16 protein-coding genes are annotated in these 15,767 nt (G+C 39.3%); 8 read left to right on the top strand and 8 right to left on the bottom strand.

Features of this window, described 5'->3' with window-relative positions; translation table 11 throughout:
• Positions 1 to 156 precede the first annotated feature (156 nt).
• Positions 157 to 2,049: a choice-of-anchor O protein gene (locus FCN25_RS14215; protein ID WP_137225855.1), complete on the top strand. Its 1,893-nt coding sequence runs from the start codon at positions 157 to 159 to the stop codon at positions 2,047 to 2,049.
• Positions 2,046 to 3,263, top strand: coding sequence for a choice-of-anchor O protein (locus FCN25_RS14220; RefSeq protein WP_137225857.1), 1,218 nt, complete (start codon positions 2,046 to 2,048; stop codon positions 3,261 to 3,263). The genes FCN25_RS14215 and FCN25_RS14220 overlap by 4 nt, the downstream gene beginning before the upstream one ends.
• A gap of 528 nt (positions 3,264 to 3,791) precedes the next feature.
• Here FCN25_RS14220 and FCN25_RS20960 read toward each other — a convergent pair.
• Together FCN25_RS20960 and FCN25_RS14230 are read right to left on the bottom strand one after the other, a co-directional pair.
• Complete coding sequence (locus FCN25_RS20960; protein WP_175405877.1) at positions 3,792 to 3,950, bottom strand: hypothetical protein; 159 nt, start codon at positions 3,948 to 3,950, stop codon at positions 3,792 to 3,794.
• A gap of 197 nt (positions 3,951 to 4,147) precedes the next feature.
• Entirely contained in the window at positions 4,148 to 4,618 is a 471-nt protein-coding gene (locus FCN25_RS14230) for an energy transducer TonB (RefSeq protein WP_137225859.1), read from the bottom strand.
• Positions 4,619 to 5,392: 774 nt separating this feature from the next.
• Between FCN25_RS14230 and FCN25_RS14240 the strand changes: the two genes are divergently transcribed.
• The gene (locus FCN25_RS14240; protein ID WP_137225862.1) at positions 5,393 to 5,584 is read left to right on the top strand and encodes a hypothetical protein; all 192 of its coding nucleotides are present in this window, start codon (positions 5,393 to 5,395) and stop codon (positions 5,582 to 5,584) included.
• Between the two features lie 72 nt (positions 5,585 to 5,656).
• Here FCN25_RS14240 and FCN25_RS14245 read toward each other — a convergent pair whose 3' ends face one another.
• The 3 genes from FCN25_RS14245 to FCN25_RS14255 all read right to left on the bottom strand — a co-directional run bounded on the left by FCN25_RS14245 (position 5,657) and on the right by FCN25_RS14255 (position 9,554).
• A complete protein-coding gene (locus FCN25_RS14245; RefSeq protein WP_137225864.1) occupies positions 5,657 to 7,333 on the bottom strand; it encodes an AMP-binding protein in 1,677 nt (558 codons plus the stop codon).
• A 387-nt stretch (positions 7,334 to 7,720) separates the two neighbouring features.
• The gene (locus tag FCN25_RS14250) at positions 7,721 to 8,143 is read right to left on the bottom strand and encodes a hypothetical protein (protein WP_137225867.1); all 423 of its coding nucleotides are present in this window, start codon (positions 8,141 to 8,143) and stop codon (positions 7,721 to 7,723) included.
• Between the two features lie 508 nt (positions 8,144 to 8,651).
• Entirely contained in the window at positions 8,652 to 9,554 is a 903-nt protein-coding gene (locus FCN25_RS14255) for a LysR substrate-binding domain-containing protein (RefSeq protein WP_137225869.1), read from the bottom strand.
• 147 nt (positions 9,555 to 9,701) lie between these two features.
• On the opposite strand from FCN25_RS14255, the gene FCN25_RS14260 reads away from it, so the two are divergent.
• Both FCN25_RS14260 and ybaK read left to right on the top strand, forming a co-directional pair.
• Positions 9,702 to 10,670 (top strand): TDT family transporter, encoded by a 969-nt coding sequence (locus tag FCN25_RS14260; RefSeq protein WP_137225871.1) that lies wholly within the window; start codon positions 9,702 to 9,704, stop codon positions 10,668 to 10,670.
• Positions 10,671 to 10,672: 2 nt separating this feature from the next.
• Complete coding sequence (gene ybaK, locus FCN25_RS14265; RefSeq protein ID WP_137225873.1) at positions 10,673 to 11,146, top strand: Cys-tRNA(Pro) deacylase; 474 nt, start codon at positions 10,673 to 10,675, stop codon at positions 11,144 to 11,146.
• Positions 11,147 to 11,290: 144 nt separating this feature from the next.
• Here the strand turns inward: ybaK and FCN25_RS14270 are convergent, their stop codons facing one another.
• Positions 11,291 to 12,001, bottom strand: a complete 711-nt coding sequence (locus FCN25_RS14270) for a DUF2057 domain-containing protein (RefSeq protein ID WP_137225875.1) — start codon at positions 11,999 to 12,001, stop codon at positions 11,291 to 11,293.
• Positions 12,002 to 12,015: 14 nt separating this feature from the next.
• Positions 12,016 to 12,870, bottom strand: coding sequence for an RNA pseudouridine synthase (locus tag FCN25_RS14275; protein WP_137225877.1), 855 nt, complete (start codon positions 12,868 to 12,870; stop codon positions 12,016 to 12,018).
• Positions 12,871 to 13,050: 180 nt separating this feature from the next.
• Between FCN25_RS14275 and lgt the strand changes: the two genes are divergently transcribed.
• On the top strand, positions 13,051 to 13,827 hold the full coding sequence (lgt, locus tag FCN25_RS14280; protein ID WP_137225879.1) for a prolipoprotein diacylglyceryl transferase: 777 nt from the start codon (positions 13,051 to 13,053) through the stop codon (positions 13,825 to 13,827).
• An 80-nt stretch (positions 13,828 to 13,907) separates the two neighbouring features.
• Here the strand turns inward: lgt and FCN25_RS14285 are convergent, their stop codons facing one another.
• The gene (locus FCN25_RS14285; RefSeq protein ID WP_137225881.1) at positions 13,908 to 14,750 is read right to left on the bottom strand and encodes a sulfotransferase domain-containing protein; all 843 of its coding nucleotides are present in this window, start codon (positions 14,748 to 14,750) and stop codon (positions 13,908 to 13,910) included.
• Positions 14,751 to 15,005: 255 nt separating this feature from the next.
• Here FCN25_RS14285 and FCN25_RS14290 point away from each other — a divergent pair, with 255 nt between their 5' ends.
• Both FCN25_RS14290 and FCN25_RS14295 read left to right on the top strand, forming a co-directional pair.
• Positions 15,006 to 15,227, top strand: a complete 222-nt coding sequence (locus FCN25_RS14290) for a hypothetical protein (RefSeq protein WP_137225883.1) — start codon at positions 15,006 to 15,008, stop codon at positions 15,225 to 15,227.
• A 74-nt stretch (positions 15,228 to 15,301) separates the two neighbouring features.
• Complete coding sequence (locus tag FCN25_RS14295; protein ID WP_137225885.1) at positions 15,302 to 15,700, top strand: hypothetical protein; 399 nt, start codon at positions 15,302 to 15,304, stop codon at positions 15,698 to 15,700.
• Positions 15,701 to 15,767: the final 67 nt, after the last annotated feature.

Below are 15,767 nucleotides of genomic sequence, written 5' to 3' on the forward strand. Positions count from 1 at the left end.
TGATATTAATCAGTATTAATCAACATTTTGAAAGTATCAATATCATTGTGGCGCGGTCATTGCTGTATATAAAATATCCAATTCATTTGGTGTGATGGTGATCAAAATTTAAGAATAAGATTTTTCATTGAATAATGACAATAAGGAAATTTTATTATGAAATTTAAAAAACTACTATATTGTATGGCCGCTGCTTATCTATCAACTACTGGATTTTCAATTGCTTTAGCCAGTGATGCACAAGCTTTATCGCCGCATGATGAAGGTGGCGTTGTAACTGAAGACTTAGCTGCAAAAGGTAAAATAAAAAGACTGCCTAATGGTGATTTAGTCAGTGCATATGCTTATGGTAATAGTGATAATAAAACGGTTTATGACCTGAAAGCGCAAAGAGAACGTCCTGCTCAAGATATTTTTATTCGGGTATCGAAAGATGATGGTGCGACGTGGAGTGAGCCTGTCAATATTTCTGATACGGCTCGTAAAACATCGAAGCAAAGCTACTGGGAAACCGATGTTAATGGCGATATTTCTCTTGGCGATTTTTATGGTGACTCCGGAAAACCAAATATCTTTGCGGCAGGTGGTTATGTGGGTGTTTCATGGGCAGATAAATACTGTCCTGCAGTCGATGTTGATGTGACTAACCTGAATGATGACACCCCTGATTATAACTACCATCAGGGTGCTGCTACCTATCTTGATCGTGAAGGAAGGCAACTGCCTTTTAGTTGTACTTACATCGCCTATACTAAAAATCCTAGTGCAGTAGATGCTGATAATAATCCCACTGGAGGTACGTGGAAGCGTGAACAATTAAGCTTTGGTGAACGTGATGCCAAACAAAATGTACCCCGTGCAACTAGCTATAGTAACGGTACAAAAGTCGCGTGGAATGTTGTTTGGCAGGAAGACCCTGAAGGTTTAAAAACAGGTACTGCTGATGGTCCGGGAGATGGGGCTAGTGGTGCTAATGTCAATAAAGGTACAGATATTTGGTATACCTATATTGAAGATATGAAGGCTCCCGCACTTGCAGATATTTCGTTTGCTGCCAATGTTTCTCGTGTTACCAATAACTTCAAAAAATTCAAAAAACGTGAAGGTGATGATGTCGTTGTAGAATTAACGGGTTATCTTGATCCGATTTGTGCGGCCACACCTGAGTGTTCAGACACTAAGCCATTATTGGTAGAAACAGGTAAAGAAGGCGCATCACGCGCAAACTTAGGTATGGTACAAGTGCCTGGGCAGAAACCTGTCACGGTCATCGCTTATGAAGAAACCAAAGGCGGTGGTGAAGGTGTCGATTTTGGTAAAGTTGTACGTTATCACCGTTTTACTTTCGATAATCCGCCAGCAAGTTATATTAATGTCGCTTTTAGTTCCGGTTTGCAAAAAGGTGGCAGTTCAACTGGTAATTCTAAAAATCAGAATCAGCCAGGTGCTAAAGGAAATTACACTGAAAGTGACACTATTAATACCAGTTCAGATCCACAAAGTGAATATCCAGACACAGAGGGCGTTGTTAGTGATGTTTACCAGTCACCGGATTGGGCAGACCCCGCACGTATTGGTTGTGTGATTAGTAACCCAGCAGAAAATGCTCGACGGGTGCGTTTCTTTGGTAATCAAGTCGCGGGTATGGATGAAAGTATTAACAAAAGTGGTACCAAGTTTATGTTTTTCTGGAAAGAGGGTGCATACGATAAAGGTGGTCCTTCTGACATCGTAGGTCGTATTGGTAAAATCGGTACGGATGTTGCCAATACAGGCTTGACTCCAGTTGATTTAATACCCGCTGTAGATACCAATTTTACTACGTTTACACGTTATGTGCTGACATCTACAGGTTCAGTGGTTTATCCCGATGGGCTCGGTGGCTATGTAGATGGTTTAGGTAATACCGTCGTTGTTGCAGAAGGGGATGCAGTATTAGATGTAACCTATGAGGAAGCGGGTGGCTGTAATTATTATTTAACTGATGATGATCGAGACCACATCCCCCAATCAAACTATCTGACCGTATTAACAATTCAGGAGCGATGAACCTAAGTACTAATTCTATAGGTGAGGTCAAAAGTGACGATACGACTAAGACTATTGCAGCTTTAACGATAACTACCGAGAATAATAATCTCGAAGATGCACGAGCACATCGTGGTGCTATCCGTGGTGATACCATCTTGTTTGGTTACAGTTACACTGCAGATTGGGCATTAGCGAAGTACACCACTGAAAATAACTATAACTTCTTTACACGTCGTAGTTATGACGGTGGACATACTTGGACGGGTACCCAAAACCTGACTAATTATCTACCTGAAGCTGCAGTCGATATTAAAGAGCCTCGTATTGTGGGCGCACCAAGCAGTACGTCTGCCTGTGATCCTGTCAATGCGCCTGAAGGTGTAAATTGTCAAGATCCTAATGCCTTTATATTAGCGTGGGGTTCTGTCAAAAACACCTATGCTCATATCGAAGCTGGTGCAGAACTTGATGTTTTTGTCACTAAAACCAAAGATGGTGGTAGAACCTATGAGCCACTAAAATTAGTATCCGCTAATGTTGATGTTCCTTTAGATCCTGAGGGTGAGCCTGATTTTGAATCACAACTCACCATGAAGCCTAACGGTGACAATTTATATACAGTATGGATGGAAACATCAACTGATGCTGCAGGCAATGAAGATACTGTGGTTCGCTATCGTGCAGAAGCAGATCTCGATGACGCAGGAGCACCAACCACTATACTTGCCGATGGCACTGCTATTTATAATTTAACTCGACCTATTACAGTCGATCAAGGCAGTGTGTCAGGTATTGTTGTTTCAACAACAACAGCAACGGGTACTGAGTATACTTATCCTATGCAGCAATTTAGCTACAACGTAACTGGCTTAGAGGTTGGTAGCACTATATCCGTTACGATTAATTTTGGTGGCACTTTACCAGAAGATGCTGTTTTACTTAAAGTAAACGCTGACGGTAGTACGGTTGAGGTTGAGTCTGCTGATTGGGAGCTAATCGGCGATAATTTAGTGCAAGTCAGTATCACTGATGGCGGATACCTTGATGAAGATGGTGCTAAGGATGGCGCAATCATCGATCCTGTTACTGTTGGTGTTCCTGTTGCAACTGTAGAACCAACGCCAGTTTCAACAAGTAGCAGTGGCGGTAGTTTAGGACTAATTGAATTGTTGTTTGGTTTCTTTGGTCTTGGGGTATTAGCCCGCAAAAGAGTTAGAGTAACTAGAAAATAGTACTATTTTTACAACGTTAATAAAGCCCCGTCTAATTGATCGGGGCTTTTTTTTGCAATAGTCAACCTGCTAGATTTTGCCAAAACCATGCTTGATGAAGCCGAAAATGCTAAGCATGTTAATCAACGTATTAGCGTTGCTTACTAAGTGATATTTGGTGGGTGATTAATCTAAACAGGCCTAAATGGCCTGTTTTTTTTATGCTTTATCCGGTGCATAGGTGGTTATATCGATTAGGTAAACAATGGTTGAATTTGTTTTAGGCCATAGCCGTTACTCGGTAAGATTTGAGCACATTTTATTCAAAAATTATATTGGGTTATCAGTTACAGGCTATGTGATTTGAGTCTATTTTAAAACGTTTTTTGAAAAAAGTGAGTTAAATTTGAAATATTATCTATATCTAGTAGGATTTTGATTAAGAAATGTTGGGTTCAACCATAGTCTCTTGCTATAAGCCAACGGCATCAAATTAAGTTATTTTAAACAAATGATAATTAAGTAGAACTTAAAGCACTCAATAAATTATTATCGTGTAAACACATACCAAAATACATAAGCCCAAGACAAGAAACCGTGAATAATTGCCCATACGATTGATTTGTTCACGCTCCATGAAATAGCAATAGATAGTGCTGTTCCAAATGTAATTCCATACTTTACTATTTCTTTCCCTGAATTATCCATTAGTAACATTCCTAGTTTGGTTGTTTTTATTGAGTATCATCAATTAAAAGTATTATACAATAAGACTATAATATTCGGCATATAGACGCTTTGATAAGCGGTTAAAAATGGCTGGCTATAATAGCGAGAAACGAGCATAGCAAGCTGTTTTTGTTGGTTTAAGCAACTTATTGAACGCGGTTTCGCGCGGCCCGTCCTTATTTGTTAGAGCTATTACATGTGAGAGAATCCACACTGTTTCTCGGCTCAGTCTTGTTTTTAGATCCACTGACCATAAAATCGAATTGGATACTTGTTAAGACAGGGGCTTTATTCTTATTTTTATCTGTCGCGGCCCACTGCCATTTATTTAATGCAGCTGCAGCATAATTATCAAATACACCTTGAGGGTATGAGCTTTTAATTTTATACCCGTTTAGTTTACCTTCTTTGTTAATACCAACAATCAGGTCTACACAACCAGATAATCCTTCTCTAACAGCAGAGATTGGGTACTTAGGTTCTTTTCTCTTTTGTACTACCCAATACTCTTTAGCTAGCTCTCTCTGATCGTCTAAGGACAAATCAATATAATTGATAGGCTCTATTTTGACGTCTTCTGGCACATCATTCGAGGCACATGCCCCTAAAAACATACTTAATAATGTTAATGAAACTACTTTTCTCATTGCTAACTCCTTATAGCTCTAACGTTTTAGTCTTTTTGCGTGTGCACCTAGCGTCCGTTTAAGCGGACAAAAATTGTTGGTTATAATGTGGAACGAAGCGAAACCTAACCAACTGTTTTTTTTGTTACGTTTAAAGCGCTTGTGTACGCCCAGTATGGGCATTAACTAATGAGGAACAGTCCGCTGTAGGAAAGTCACCGTTCAATAACGTACTGTTATTAAACGTTAACTACTAGCGAATGGCAAGGACTTATCCGCGAGGGTCGGTCTAGAGGAAGCCGCTAGCCTTATATTGTAAAGAGTGCGAGCTGATGAATAAGAACATCATATGTGGCATAGGCTAGAGGTGAGTTTGTAACCATCCCTTATATAGATCATATTTTAAGAGAGTTTTCCTCATTTAATCGCTCATACAGCTTTAGACCGAACAGAAATGCCAAACAAGCGGTACTGCAAGTAAGGGATATCATTAAACAGAAACGCAAATTTGCCGTTGATGTTGATCTGTCTAAGCTCTTTGATTGAGTTAATCATGATCTATTAATGACTCAGTTGAGGATCAAGGTACAGGATAAGCGTCTGTTGGCGTTTATTGCCGATGTTATTCGATCATTATTGCTCTGTGCAGCGGCCCAATTTACTGACACCAGTCATCCACAAAGTTGCGGATTAATTAATAGTACTTTGACATGCAATGAAGCAAGCTAATCAATAAAAACCGCTATCGATAATCGGAAAGAAAAAATTCAAACCACGATAATTAATAGATTTGAATTGGCTAAAAGCAGCGGTGAACTCAATGACAGTTGCCAACCTGAAGCGCTGGCACGACTGATTATGACGTTATTTAAAGGGATATCGTTACATGCTGCAGAGGGAGCAACTAAAGAAACTAAAGACGAGTTGCACCAAATTGCTGAAATGGTCGTTGATGGGATCCTCTGTCAACATGTGAATGAGGTTTAGTCAGATTTGCTCGGCTGCGCCTCATATCTATGCCAAATATAATAGTTTTCCTTAGGACCTCAGTAATAGCTCTTATGAATCTCGCAATTCTCGACGTAAGATCTTTCCTACATTTGATTTTGGCAATTCATCTCTAAATTCAATTATCCTTGGGTTTTTATATCCGGTTAGATATTTTCTACAATGTTTTTTTATTTCATCAACGGTCACATTACCTTTGCGTACAATAAATAATTTAACTTTTTCTCCTGTAGCGTCATCAGGAATGCCAATGGCCGCAGCTTCGATGATGTGAGGGTGAAGCGTTGCAACTTCTTCAATTTCAGTTGGAAAAACATTAAATCCCGAAACGAGAATCATATCTTTTTTACGGTCTTCAATATAAAAAATCCCATCGTCATCCATTCTTCCTATATCGCCAGAGCTTAACCAACCTCCGGCATGCATTACAGTATTGGTTTCGGCTTCTTGTTGCCAATAGCCTTTCATCACTTGGGGCCCTCTAATTTGAATTTCACCAATTTGATTGGGACCTAAAGGTTCATTTTTATCATTAACGATACGGAGTTCAGTGCTGGGTAAAGGGACACCAATTGAAGAAATAAATGATTGTTGTTGATGAGTACCTGCAGCGACCACAGGGGAACATTCAGTTAAGCCATAACCTTCTATGACTGGCATTCCAGTGAGCTCTTGCCAACGGTCAGCAATATGTTTCTGCGTCGGCATTCCACCTGCAATAGTAAAACGAGCGTGACTAAAATCTAATTCTTGAAAACCAGCATGATTGTTTAGACCATTAAAAAGTGTATTTAAACCAAAAACCATTGTGAATGGATATTTACTTAAATCTGCTACGAAACCATCTATATCTCTTGGGTTGGTAATAAGTAAATTCGTTGCACCGAGAAAGAGCATAAACATCATACTCACTGAGTTGGCAAAAATATGATAAAGCGGAAGTGGGGTTACTGCATATTCCTTATCATATAAGGTTCTTGGGCTAAAATGAGCATGAACCTGTAGAACGTTAGAAATAATATTACTATGAGTAAGCATTGCCCCTTTCGAAGGACCCGTCGTTCCACCTGTATATTGGAGGTATGCTAAATCATCTACTGTTATTTGGGGATCAATAAAGGGAAGTTTCTTGCCTTCGGTTAACGCTCTACGCAATGAAATAGCGTCGGGAATATGATATTTAGGCACTATTTTTTTGACATGTTTGATAAGAAAGTTAACCAATGTACGCTTATGAATCGCTAACTCATCGCCGATTTTGGTTAACATAACATGCTTAATGTTAGTCTCATGTAGTATTTGCTGAAGGTTATTACCAAAATTTGTTACGGCAACAATAGCACTGGACCCTGAATCTCGTAATTGATGTTTTAGCTCTCGAGGGGTATAAAGTGGGTTAACATTGACAATAATGAGTCCTGCTTTTAATGCACCTAAAATAGTGATGGGATATTGCAATAAATTAGGCATCATCAAGGCGATTCGTTCGCCTTTTTTCATTTTTAGTTCAGATTGTAGATAAGCAGCAAAAGCGTTACTTTTACTTTCGAGATCTTGGTAGGATAAGCTATGTCCCATATTAATATATGCTGCTTTTTTAGCATGCGCACTAAAAGACTCTTTAAATAAATCATTGATATTATTATACATACTTGAGTCTATTGTTGTGGGCACATCCTCAGGATATTGTTTTAACCACGGTTTATTATTTGTCATTATAGCCATCATTAATGTTGTTGTTTAAACATCACTATTGTAAATTAATTTACCTAATTAGTATAAAAATAATAGGCTTAATCCAATGAATTAACTACTGTTTTAGGTAGTTAGTAGTAGCTAATATCTCGGAGTGTGACACGTCCCTGCTTTTATCGCTTTTCCGGTTCACTCTATCTTTCTTCAACAATGAAAAAAGCATTCAGCTACTGCACTATCATGACAGTTTCTGCTTTGGCACATGTTTGTTTCAGGGTTTGTTGCTAAGGCCTCAAGTTCAGAGTTGAATTTAGACATTTTCAAGCAAAGCTAAACTATTTATTGACATAAACGCGTTAATAATGAGCACTGTAAAAGGCGGGAAATAGTTGGCTAAAACTTGCAAGGAACGAGCACAAGTCAACTACTTTGCTTAATAGCATTTATTAAATTTTCTGGATCGTTTGTCCCCAGACAAACTGTTGTGCCATCTTTAAGTTTTAATTCAACAGCCATTAGACCAGAAACGTTATATAACCATCCAGTTGAGATTAACCGAATTCCAAGCCCATAGTACCATTTTGTTCTTATCTCTTGTACGGACTCAATTTCAGATATCTTTATTGATTTATTCCAAAATTTTGGACCAAAAAACCATTTTATATTTCCATCTTCAACTTTGATTGTTAATGTTGAAAAAAGAATTGAAACCACAACTACAATTAAATAAGCAAATCCAATCGATTCGGTAGGTTGAGTTACCGAAGCAAAGATAAGCACTAATGTTACAATTCCCATAACTGAAAGCATCGCGATTCCAAGCTGAGTGTTTTTATACTGCATAACGACCTCCTTTTACAGGTAACAGCTTATTATCCAGCCTCTCGGACATATCCCTGCTTATAATTAATTTACACTCGAAATATCTATATAACCAATTGATTAAAATACTAATATAATAATTTCAGTCGCTATAAATTTATATTACACCTCGCAATTGATCAATAAAATTTATCGAATCAATTGTTACTCCTCATAAAAAACTAAGAGATTTAAATATATCAGTTATATTTTCATCCGTTAATCTATCAATAAAAATTGATTTTATTTTTACGTGATAATAATTCTTTAAGAATTTTCATTAGTATCAAAGTAGGGATATACAGCACTATTAATGTTCGGGGGATACATCTATGAAGCTGGATTTATTGAAGTTATTAGTAATGGTCGGATAAGCTACACCTGTAACTAAGTGCTGCTCTACTAAGAACCGTAATCCCCTTTTGGCCCGTTGCAGGCTGGAACCTTGCGATCTCAAGCGTTAGTGGCTGCAGGCCATAAAACAACCACTTTATGTATTATCCCATTGATGACAAAACTCAATAAAATTTTTCAGCAGCGGGCTGTGATATTTGTCTTTGTGAACCACTAACCAAAACGGTCGCTGCATTTTGATGTTATCACCCTTGATATGAGAATCGAGCTGAGTGACACGTCCATCGCTTACAGCATATTGAGCCGCTAGCGTCGATAAACACCCTAAACCAATTCCCGCAGCCACACTATTAATTAACGCTTCAGTAGTATTAAGTTCAAACACTTCATGCCAAGTCTCAATATGGGTTGCAAGGGTGCGCAAAAAGAACTCTCGCGATCCAGAACCTGCTTCTCGCAGTACCCAGTCACTCGATGATAAATCAGTAATGTGCGGTTTTTTAATATGACACAAAGGATGTTCTGGGGCGGCAATAATGCACATGTTGTCATGGCTGAATGGTGTTGCGATGAGATCCGGGTGAGGCGTGTTCCCCTCAATTAAGCCAATGTCTAACTCGTAATCACGCAGCTTTTGGCAGATTAGCCGCGAATTTGAAATAAACACACTTTGAGAAAAATGTTGATGCTGGTGGCGAAACTGACTCAATAACCCGGGTACAACATGATTACCTATAGTGTCACTGGCGCCAATTTTTAATTGTCCTGCAAAAGCTTGCTCTGCATCAAATAATTGATTGATATTATTTGCTCTACTTAGCAGCTCATCAGCAAGTGGTAATAGCTTGTGTCCTTCTTGATTAAGCACTAAACGATTATTGACTCGATCAAACAACGGATGGCCGAGTTGTTTTTCTAATTCTGCTAATGCCATACTCACCGCCGCTTTAGACAAGTAGATAGCTTGAGCTGCAGCCGTTAAGGTGTTGTGTTGAGTAATACTCATAAACACATTGAGTTGTTTAAGTGAAATATTCATCTTATTTAGCGGACTCTGTTGATGAGAGATGTATTGTCGTTGTAATGTTCAGTTTTTCTGAACGGCTGTTTCATATAATTGGATATTTATAAACAAACAGCAAGCGTAAAATCACTTTATTCGCTTGTCGATTGGTTTGAGGATGTAATGATTCGAGCAGTAAAACAAACAGTAATGATAGCGCCGACACCAATGGCAGGCCTTGCGTTAGGGATTGCCAGTTTAGGTTGGAGTTGGGAATATCTGGTCGATTTCCACCATTATGGTCAGTGGGTAAGTGCAGCCGTTGCCAGTGTATTATTGTTGTTATTAGCGGTTAAATTTTTATTTCATACCCATTTATTGCGTCAAGATGTTGCGCATCCAGTGGTTGGCAGTGTGGTACCCACGTTTGCCATGGCGTTAATGGTGGTGTCTAATTCCCTCGGTTATGCTTCAGCATTAGCTGGAGACTTAATGTGGTCATTTGCGGTGTTGCTGCACATCAGTTTTTTGGTTGGCTTTATTTATCATCGTAGCAAACAGTTTTCCTTGCATCATATGGTGCCGAGTTGGTTTATTCCGCCTATTGGTATTGTAGTGGCCGATGTGTCATTTTCAGGTAATGCTCATCTTATGTGGGTTGCTTATGCGGCGCTTATGTTTGGTATGTTAAGTTATGCGGTGATGTTACCCATAATGATTTATCGGCTTATTTTTGCCGAAGCTATTCCCGATGCGGCAAAACCGACCTTAGCGGTTTTAGCGGCGCCAGCCAGCTTATCATTGGCGGGTTACCTAACCATTACCCAACATCCGTCACCGGTTATTGTTGGACTTTTATTTGGTATTGGGGTGTTGATGACTGCGATTATTTACCTGTCGTTTTTTAAGTTATTACGCTTACCTTTTAGCCCCGGCTATGCTGCATTTACCTTTCCTATGGTAATAGGAGCAACAGCATTATTTAAAATGACAGTATGGATGGAAGGTATTGGCGTTGAACCTGAGTATATTCAGCAAATTCATTTGCTAGCCGAACTAGAATTGCTTATTGCGACAGTGGTGGTGACATATGTTTGTCTACGATATGTGTCTTTTTATCAACCGAATAAAGCATCGATCATGGATATTTAAATATGACCCCAGCAATTGAAATAGCCAAAAAACATAAAATAGATTTTGAAGTACATGAATATCATCATGATGCTCATTGTGAGTCTTATGGGTTAGAGGCTGCACAAAAACTTGGATTACCTGCACAGCAAGTGTTTAAAACCTTAGTGGTGAGTGTAGATAATCATTCGCTAGTGGTTGGCATTGTGCCTGTGTCGTCTATGCTCAGCATGAAGTCAATTGCCAAAGCCGCAGGGGCTAAAAAAGCGCACATGGCAGATGCATTAGCGGTAGAGCGTTCAAGTGGTTATGTGCTTGGTGGTGTTAGTCCGTTAGGGCAAAAAAAGCGTTTGCTCACGGTTATTGATGCCTCGGCACAACAGTATCAACGGATTTACGTTAGCGCCGGCAAAAGAGGCGTAGACATTTCCCTCAATCCTATGGATTTACAAAGCATACTTAATGCTAAATTTGCAGATATTTGCGCCCAAAGTTAAGTGTTGTTGATAACCCAATAGCATCGCTAAGCTAATCAAAATAAGCTAACCAAACTAGGTTAACCGCCGAATTAGCCATCTAAGCCCATCAAATAAGCCCAGCAAATAAGTTCACCATCTAAGTTTAAGAGTAACAATCCATCTTTAGTTATTTATTTTGGCTTTAAATTCAGCTTGGGTTTGCTGATTGGCTTTTTGATACCAGTAATCTAACATCCGGCTCACTTCTGCTTGTGTTATATCGTCGGTTTTTTTAAGTGGTTTTGCTGCGGTATTATTAACGGCTTGCTCACCTTTAACGGTTGCAGCAGGCATCATTGATGGGGTCATTACAACCGCGCCCGGTTCGGTGTTTGAAACTGTACTTAGTTTGGTGTTAGTGACCATCGCTGCTATGGCTCCAGAGGTATTGTATTGCGTCATTTCTTGTTCAAAATCGCGACCAATTTGTAAGCCAGCTTTCATCAATTTATCTTGTGTAAACGCAACTTTATCGCCAGCCTGATTGGTTAAGGTTATTGCAGGATGAGCATTAAATTGATTGGCGCGTGAGGTTGAGTTAATGATCGGCAGGGCTACAGTGTAGGTTTGCTCGCTGGCGGTAAAGCGCAAGATTATAACGTCAGAAGTAAAGTGATTCTGGCTACCATTATCGCGATAACGGGCTTGATAGCGAAAGGCAATTTGCTGGATAGCATCAGGTGTCGTTAAGTCGAGCTTTACGCTAGATTGTTGTGAGGCTTTACCATTCACTAATACAGTTTCTGTGTTATTAGGAAGTTGCAAACTGGCCGCCATACAAGCTTGGCTAAAACTAACAATCAAAAAAAGCAACCCAATGATGATGTTACGCATGGTATGACATCCCTTTAAATTGATTTGGTGGCAGCGAATGCTGGACGGTAATGCTCTGGCAATTCAAAGGTTTTTACGCAGTTACTTAACGGGCAAGTAAAACGAAAAACGCATGATGTCAGTGCGAGATCGGGTGAGTGATCGTTACCATTGCCATGTAAACGATCGCCCACTACAGGATAACCAAGACTCGCCATATGAATCCGAATTTGATGCTTACGGCCAGTGTCTATTTTTACCTGCACTTTTGATTGATTCAGCGCTGAATTATAAGCAAGCCGAGTGGCATGCGACAGTGCGGGTTTATTATCGACAGGACTGTCAATGCTAATGGGTTGGCTAGAAAACTCGCCTTCAACAATCACCTGATAATGTTTTTCAAATTCACTGGTTTCAAATAGTTTGGCAATGGCCGCGGTGGTTTTTTTACTGTGGCCCAGTATCAATAAGCCAGTCGCTGCACGATCAAGCCGATGGATAATAAAGGCATTGCGTTGCGGTTGTATATGCAACTCTGCGTAGCGATTAATAGTGGTGTGATCACTCCACTTTGAACCTTGGCAGCGCATACCATAGGGTTTGTACCAAATACTGTATTCACCTTGATCAAATAACAGCTCTGCCGATGCAACTTGTTCATCTAAAATGTACTGGTTGAAATATAGATGCAGCTTATCGCCAGATTGTAAGGGCTTTTTGGCGCGACGAATGCGGTTGGTTTGTTTACCGTGGCTGTGCCAAATAGCACCTTTTTGCATGGCATCTTTTAATACTTGTTTCCCTAAACCACTGGCTTGCGCCAATAAGCCTATGGCATCAGTACTGTGCTCAGTAATATCAATATGGTATTCGGTTTTATCAGCCATCATTTAGTTAACTCTAGCAACGCAGTCTGTAAGCAGTAAATAACGCCAAATGGTACCTTATTTATCGGTTGAATGTTGATTAGTTAATGAAACTTTCTCTTCTGTTGGCTATCTATGTATCATCTGTCGTAAAGTTGTTTTAGCATAATGCGATAAAGCACCGTATCAATTGGAGTAGGTAAATTGGAACATATCGTTTGGGATCTTGATCCTGTGTTGATTTCGTTTATGGGATTAAAAGTACATTGGTATGGAGCCTTGTTTGCGTTAGCCATAGCGACGGGTTTTCAGGTGATGAAACGTATTTATACAAAAGAAGGCTTAGATGTTGAGTCGCTGGATAATCTATTAATTTATTGCGTTGTCGGCATTATTGTTGGTGCTCGTTTAGCCCATTGTATTTTTTATGATCCAGGGTATTACTTCTCTCATCCAATGAAGATTTTTGCGATTTGGGAAGGCGGATTAGCCAGCCATGGTGGGGGCTTAGGTGCCATATTGGCCTTGTATTATTACCAGCGTAAAGTGAAGTTACCGTTTTTGTTTCTGCTTGATCGTTTAGCAATCGCCACTGCGATTTTTGGCTTTTTTGTTCGTTTAGCCAACTTTGCTAACTCTGAGATTTTAGGCGAACCAACAACGCTTCCATGGGGCATTATTTTCAAGCGGATTGATATGCTTCCACGCCACCCAGCACAGTTGTATGAGTCGTTTGCGTATCTATTAATATTTATTGGCTTATACGCCATTTATAAATACACCAATATGAAGCAAAAGCACGGCGCCATTTTTGGTTTGTTTTTAATTTTGGTATTTAGTGCTCGTATTGGTATCGAAACGGTAAAAGTGAGTCAAGCGGCTTACCATGAGTCGATTCTCAGTGCTGGCCAGTGGTTAAGTTTACCGTTTTTATTCACGGGTATTGTGTTGCTCATTATGGCTTACCGTAAACGCAGTTAATTGTTTTCTGATAAAAACTTGTACACAAAAAACGTCCCATGGCTAATGCGATAGGACGTTTTTTTATGAACGATTTGGCGCTACATACCAGCAGGCAAATACTTAAAGCGCTTCATTTGTTCATAATGGGTATCGACAATTTTTTGCACTTGTTCAGGAGTGAGTTTCGATTTCCACTGGTGCTTGCCGCCATTTCTAAAGAAGGCATTGGCATTTTCGTGTTTTTCCACAAAGCCGCGTTTTGTTTCTTGGGCTTTTAATTGTGCAAAAGACGAATGTTTAATGGCATTTTTTAGCCGAACGGGATCTTTTTTCAGGCCCAAAAATGACTCGACTTTACGGAAGACTTTTTTGGGGTCATCTAACATGTCTTCATAGCGCAAAATCAACTTTGAGGTGTCATCGGCTGTCCAGCTAGAAACATGCATTGACCAAGAGGTAATAATTTGTGGCACATGTGGTGCTTCATTTGGCGTACCAGTCATTTCTTCTGCCATGTAGGCAATGGCTTCATCAATGGTGTAATCAAAGTAATTAGCCATAGAAATCACCACATCGAGTGGGTTACGCACCACATAAATTGCACCGGATGTGACTGAGGAATTATGCAATGGTTGGCCGTTATATTCACCTAAGTAGTTGTGGGTTTTTACAAAGGTAGTGCCATTAGCTTGATGAGCAATATCGGCCTGCACCTGTGGGCGTAAAACACTGATTTCTTCTAGGGTCAGTTCGGTGGTGGCGGTTTTGTCTTTAGGTAAATAAGCTAGATAACGATGCGCAGCTGATTCTGCCGTCGAAATGGTGTGCATCGTATTAATATCGATAGGTTGATCTTGATTCTGAATGTAGTTTTCTAAAAAAGCGCGTACCCAGGTATTACCCGATTTAGGGTAAGAGGCCACCCAAAGTATGTTTCCCATCTGTAATCCTTTGTTGTTATTTTTATGTCTTTCAATAAGGTTAAAACTACCGATAATTCAGCAAAATGGCAAGTTTAGTACGTGACTGGTGAGAAGGAGCGTTGCAGATAACATCGCTATTTTAGCAAAAGTTAATACACTTGCTTTACAGTGGATAACGTACAGATGTAACATTGTTGTTAAATGCGTTGAGATGCTGAACGCTAAAGTGTTACATGGTATTGTTAATTAGGTTTGTTAATCAGGAGAATGTAAATGGATTTTAATGCAACTGTGTTCGGCCAATTGATTTTTGTTTTTGCTTTAATTATGGGCGGTATTTGTTATTACTTAGGTCGTCGTAAAACACAGTCGCCTATTTTAGCGGGGGTTATAGGCTTTGCTTTATCAATTATCCCAATATTGGGTTTGATTTATTTGGCGGTATTAATGTTTAAAAAAGATATCATTTCTGCTTCAGAGCCAATTAGTCATTAAAGTGGTTTTTTACATAATACACTTGAAGATAACTCGCAATGATATGTACATCTATGTTTCTACTAGTGACATTTTTGGCAAAATTACAACACATTAATCACAAAAAAACAGATGCTAGTGATTTATCGTACTGTGATGAAATTCAATGGGATATTAGCTTTTTATACAAGGTTTCATTAATGCAAAAACCTCATAAAACTAATCGTTTTGCCATTAATATTTCTACTGTGTTTGCTTCTGCTGCTACGGGATTAATATTGAATAAATTTGAAATGGATTATCATCTGTTTATTGGTTCATTCGATGTAGTTCGGATATTGGTAAATGCTGTTGTTTTTGTGGTGCTTTTATACCCGTTCAGTCGTTTTTCGGTTGGCTGTATTCAGAGCCTAAGAACTGAGTTTGGGAAACCCCAGGTTGAAACAATAAATGTTAATGGAAATACTTTTATGTTTCGACCTATCTATGGTTAGGTGTCATATTTTAAGTTTATATAATTAAGTGCTTTAGTTAATTTTGCAAAGAGCCTCGATGAAGCCA

Origin of the sequence: Shewanella sp. MEBiC00475, from assembly GCF_005234075.1 — a bacterium.
GTDB classification, from domain to species: Bacteria; Pseudomonadota; Gammaproteobacteria; order Enterobacterales; family Shewanellaceae; genus Shewanella; species Shewanella polaris.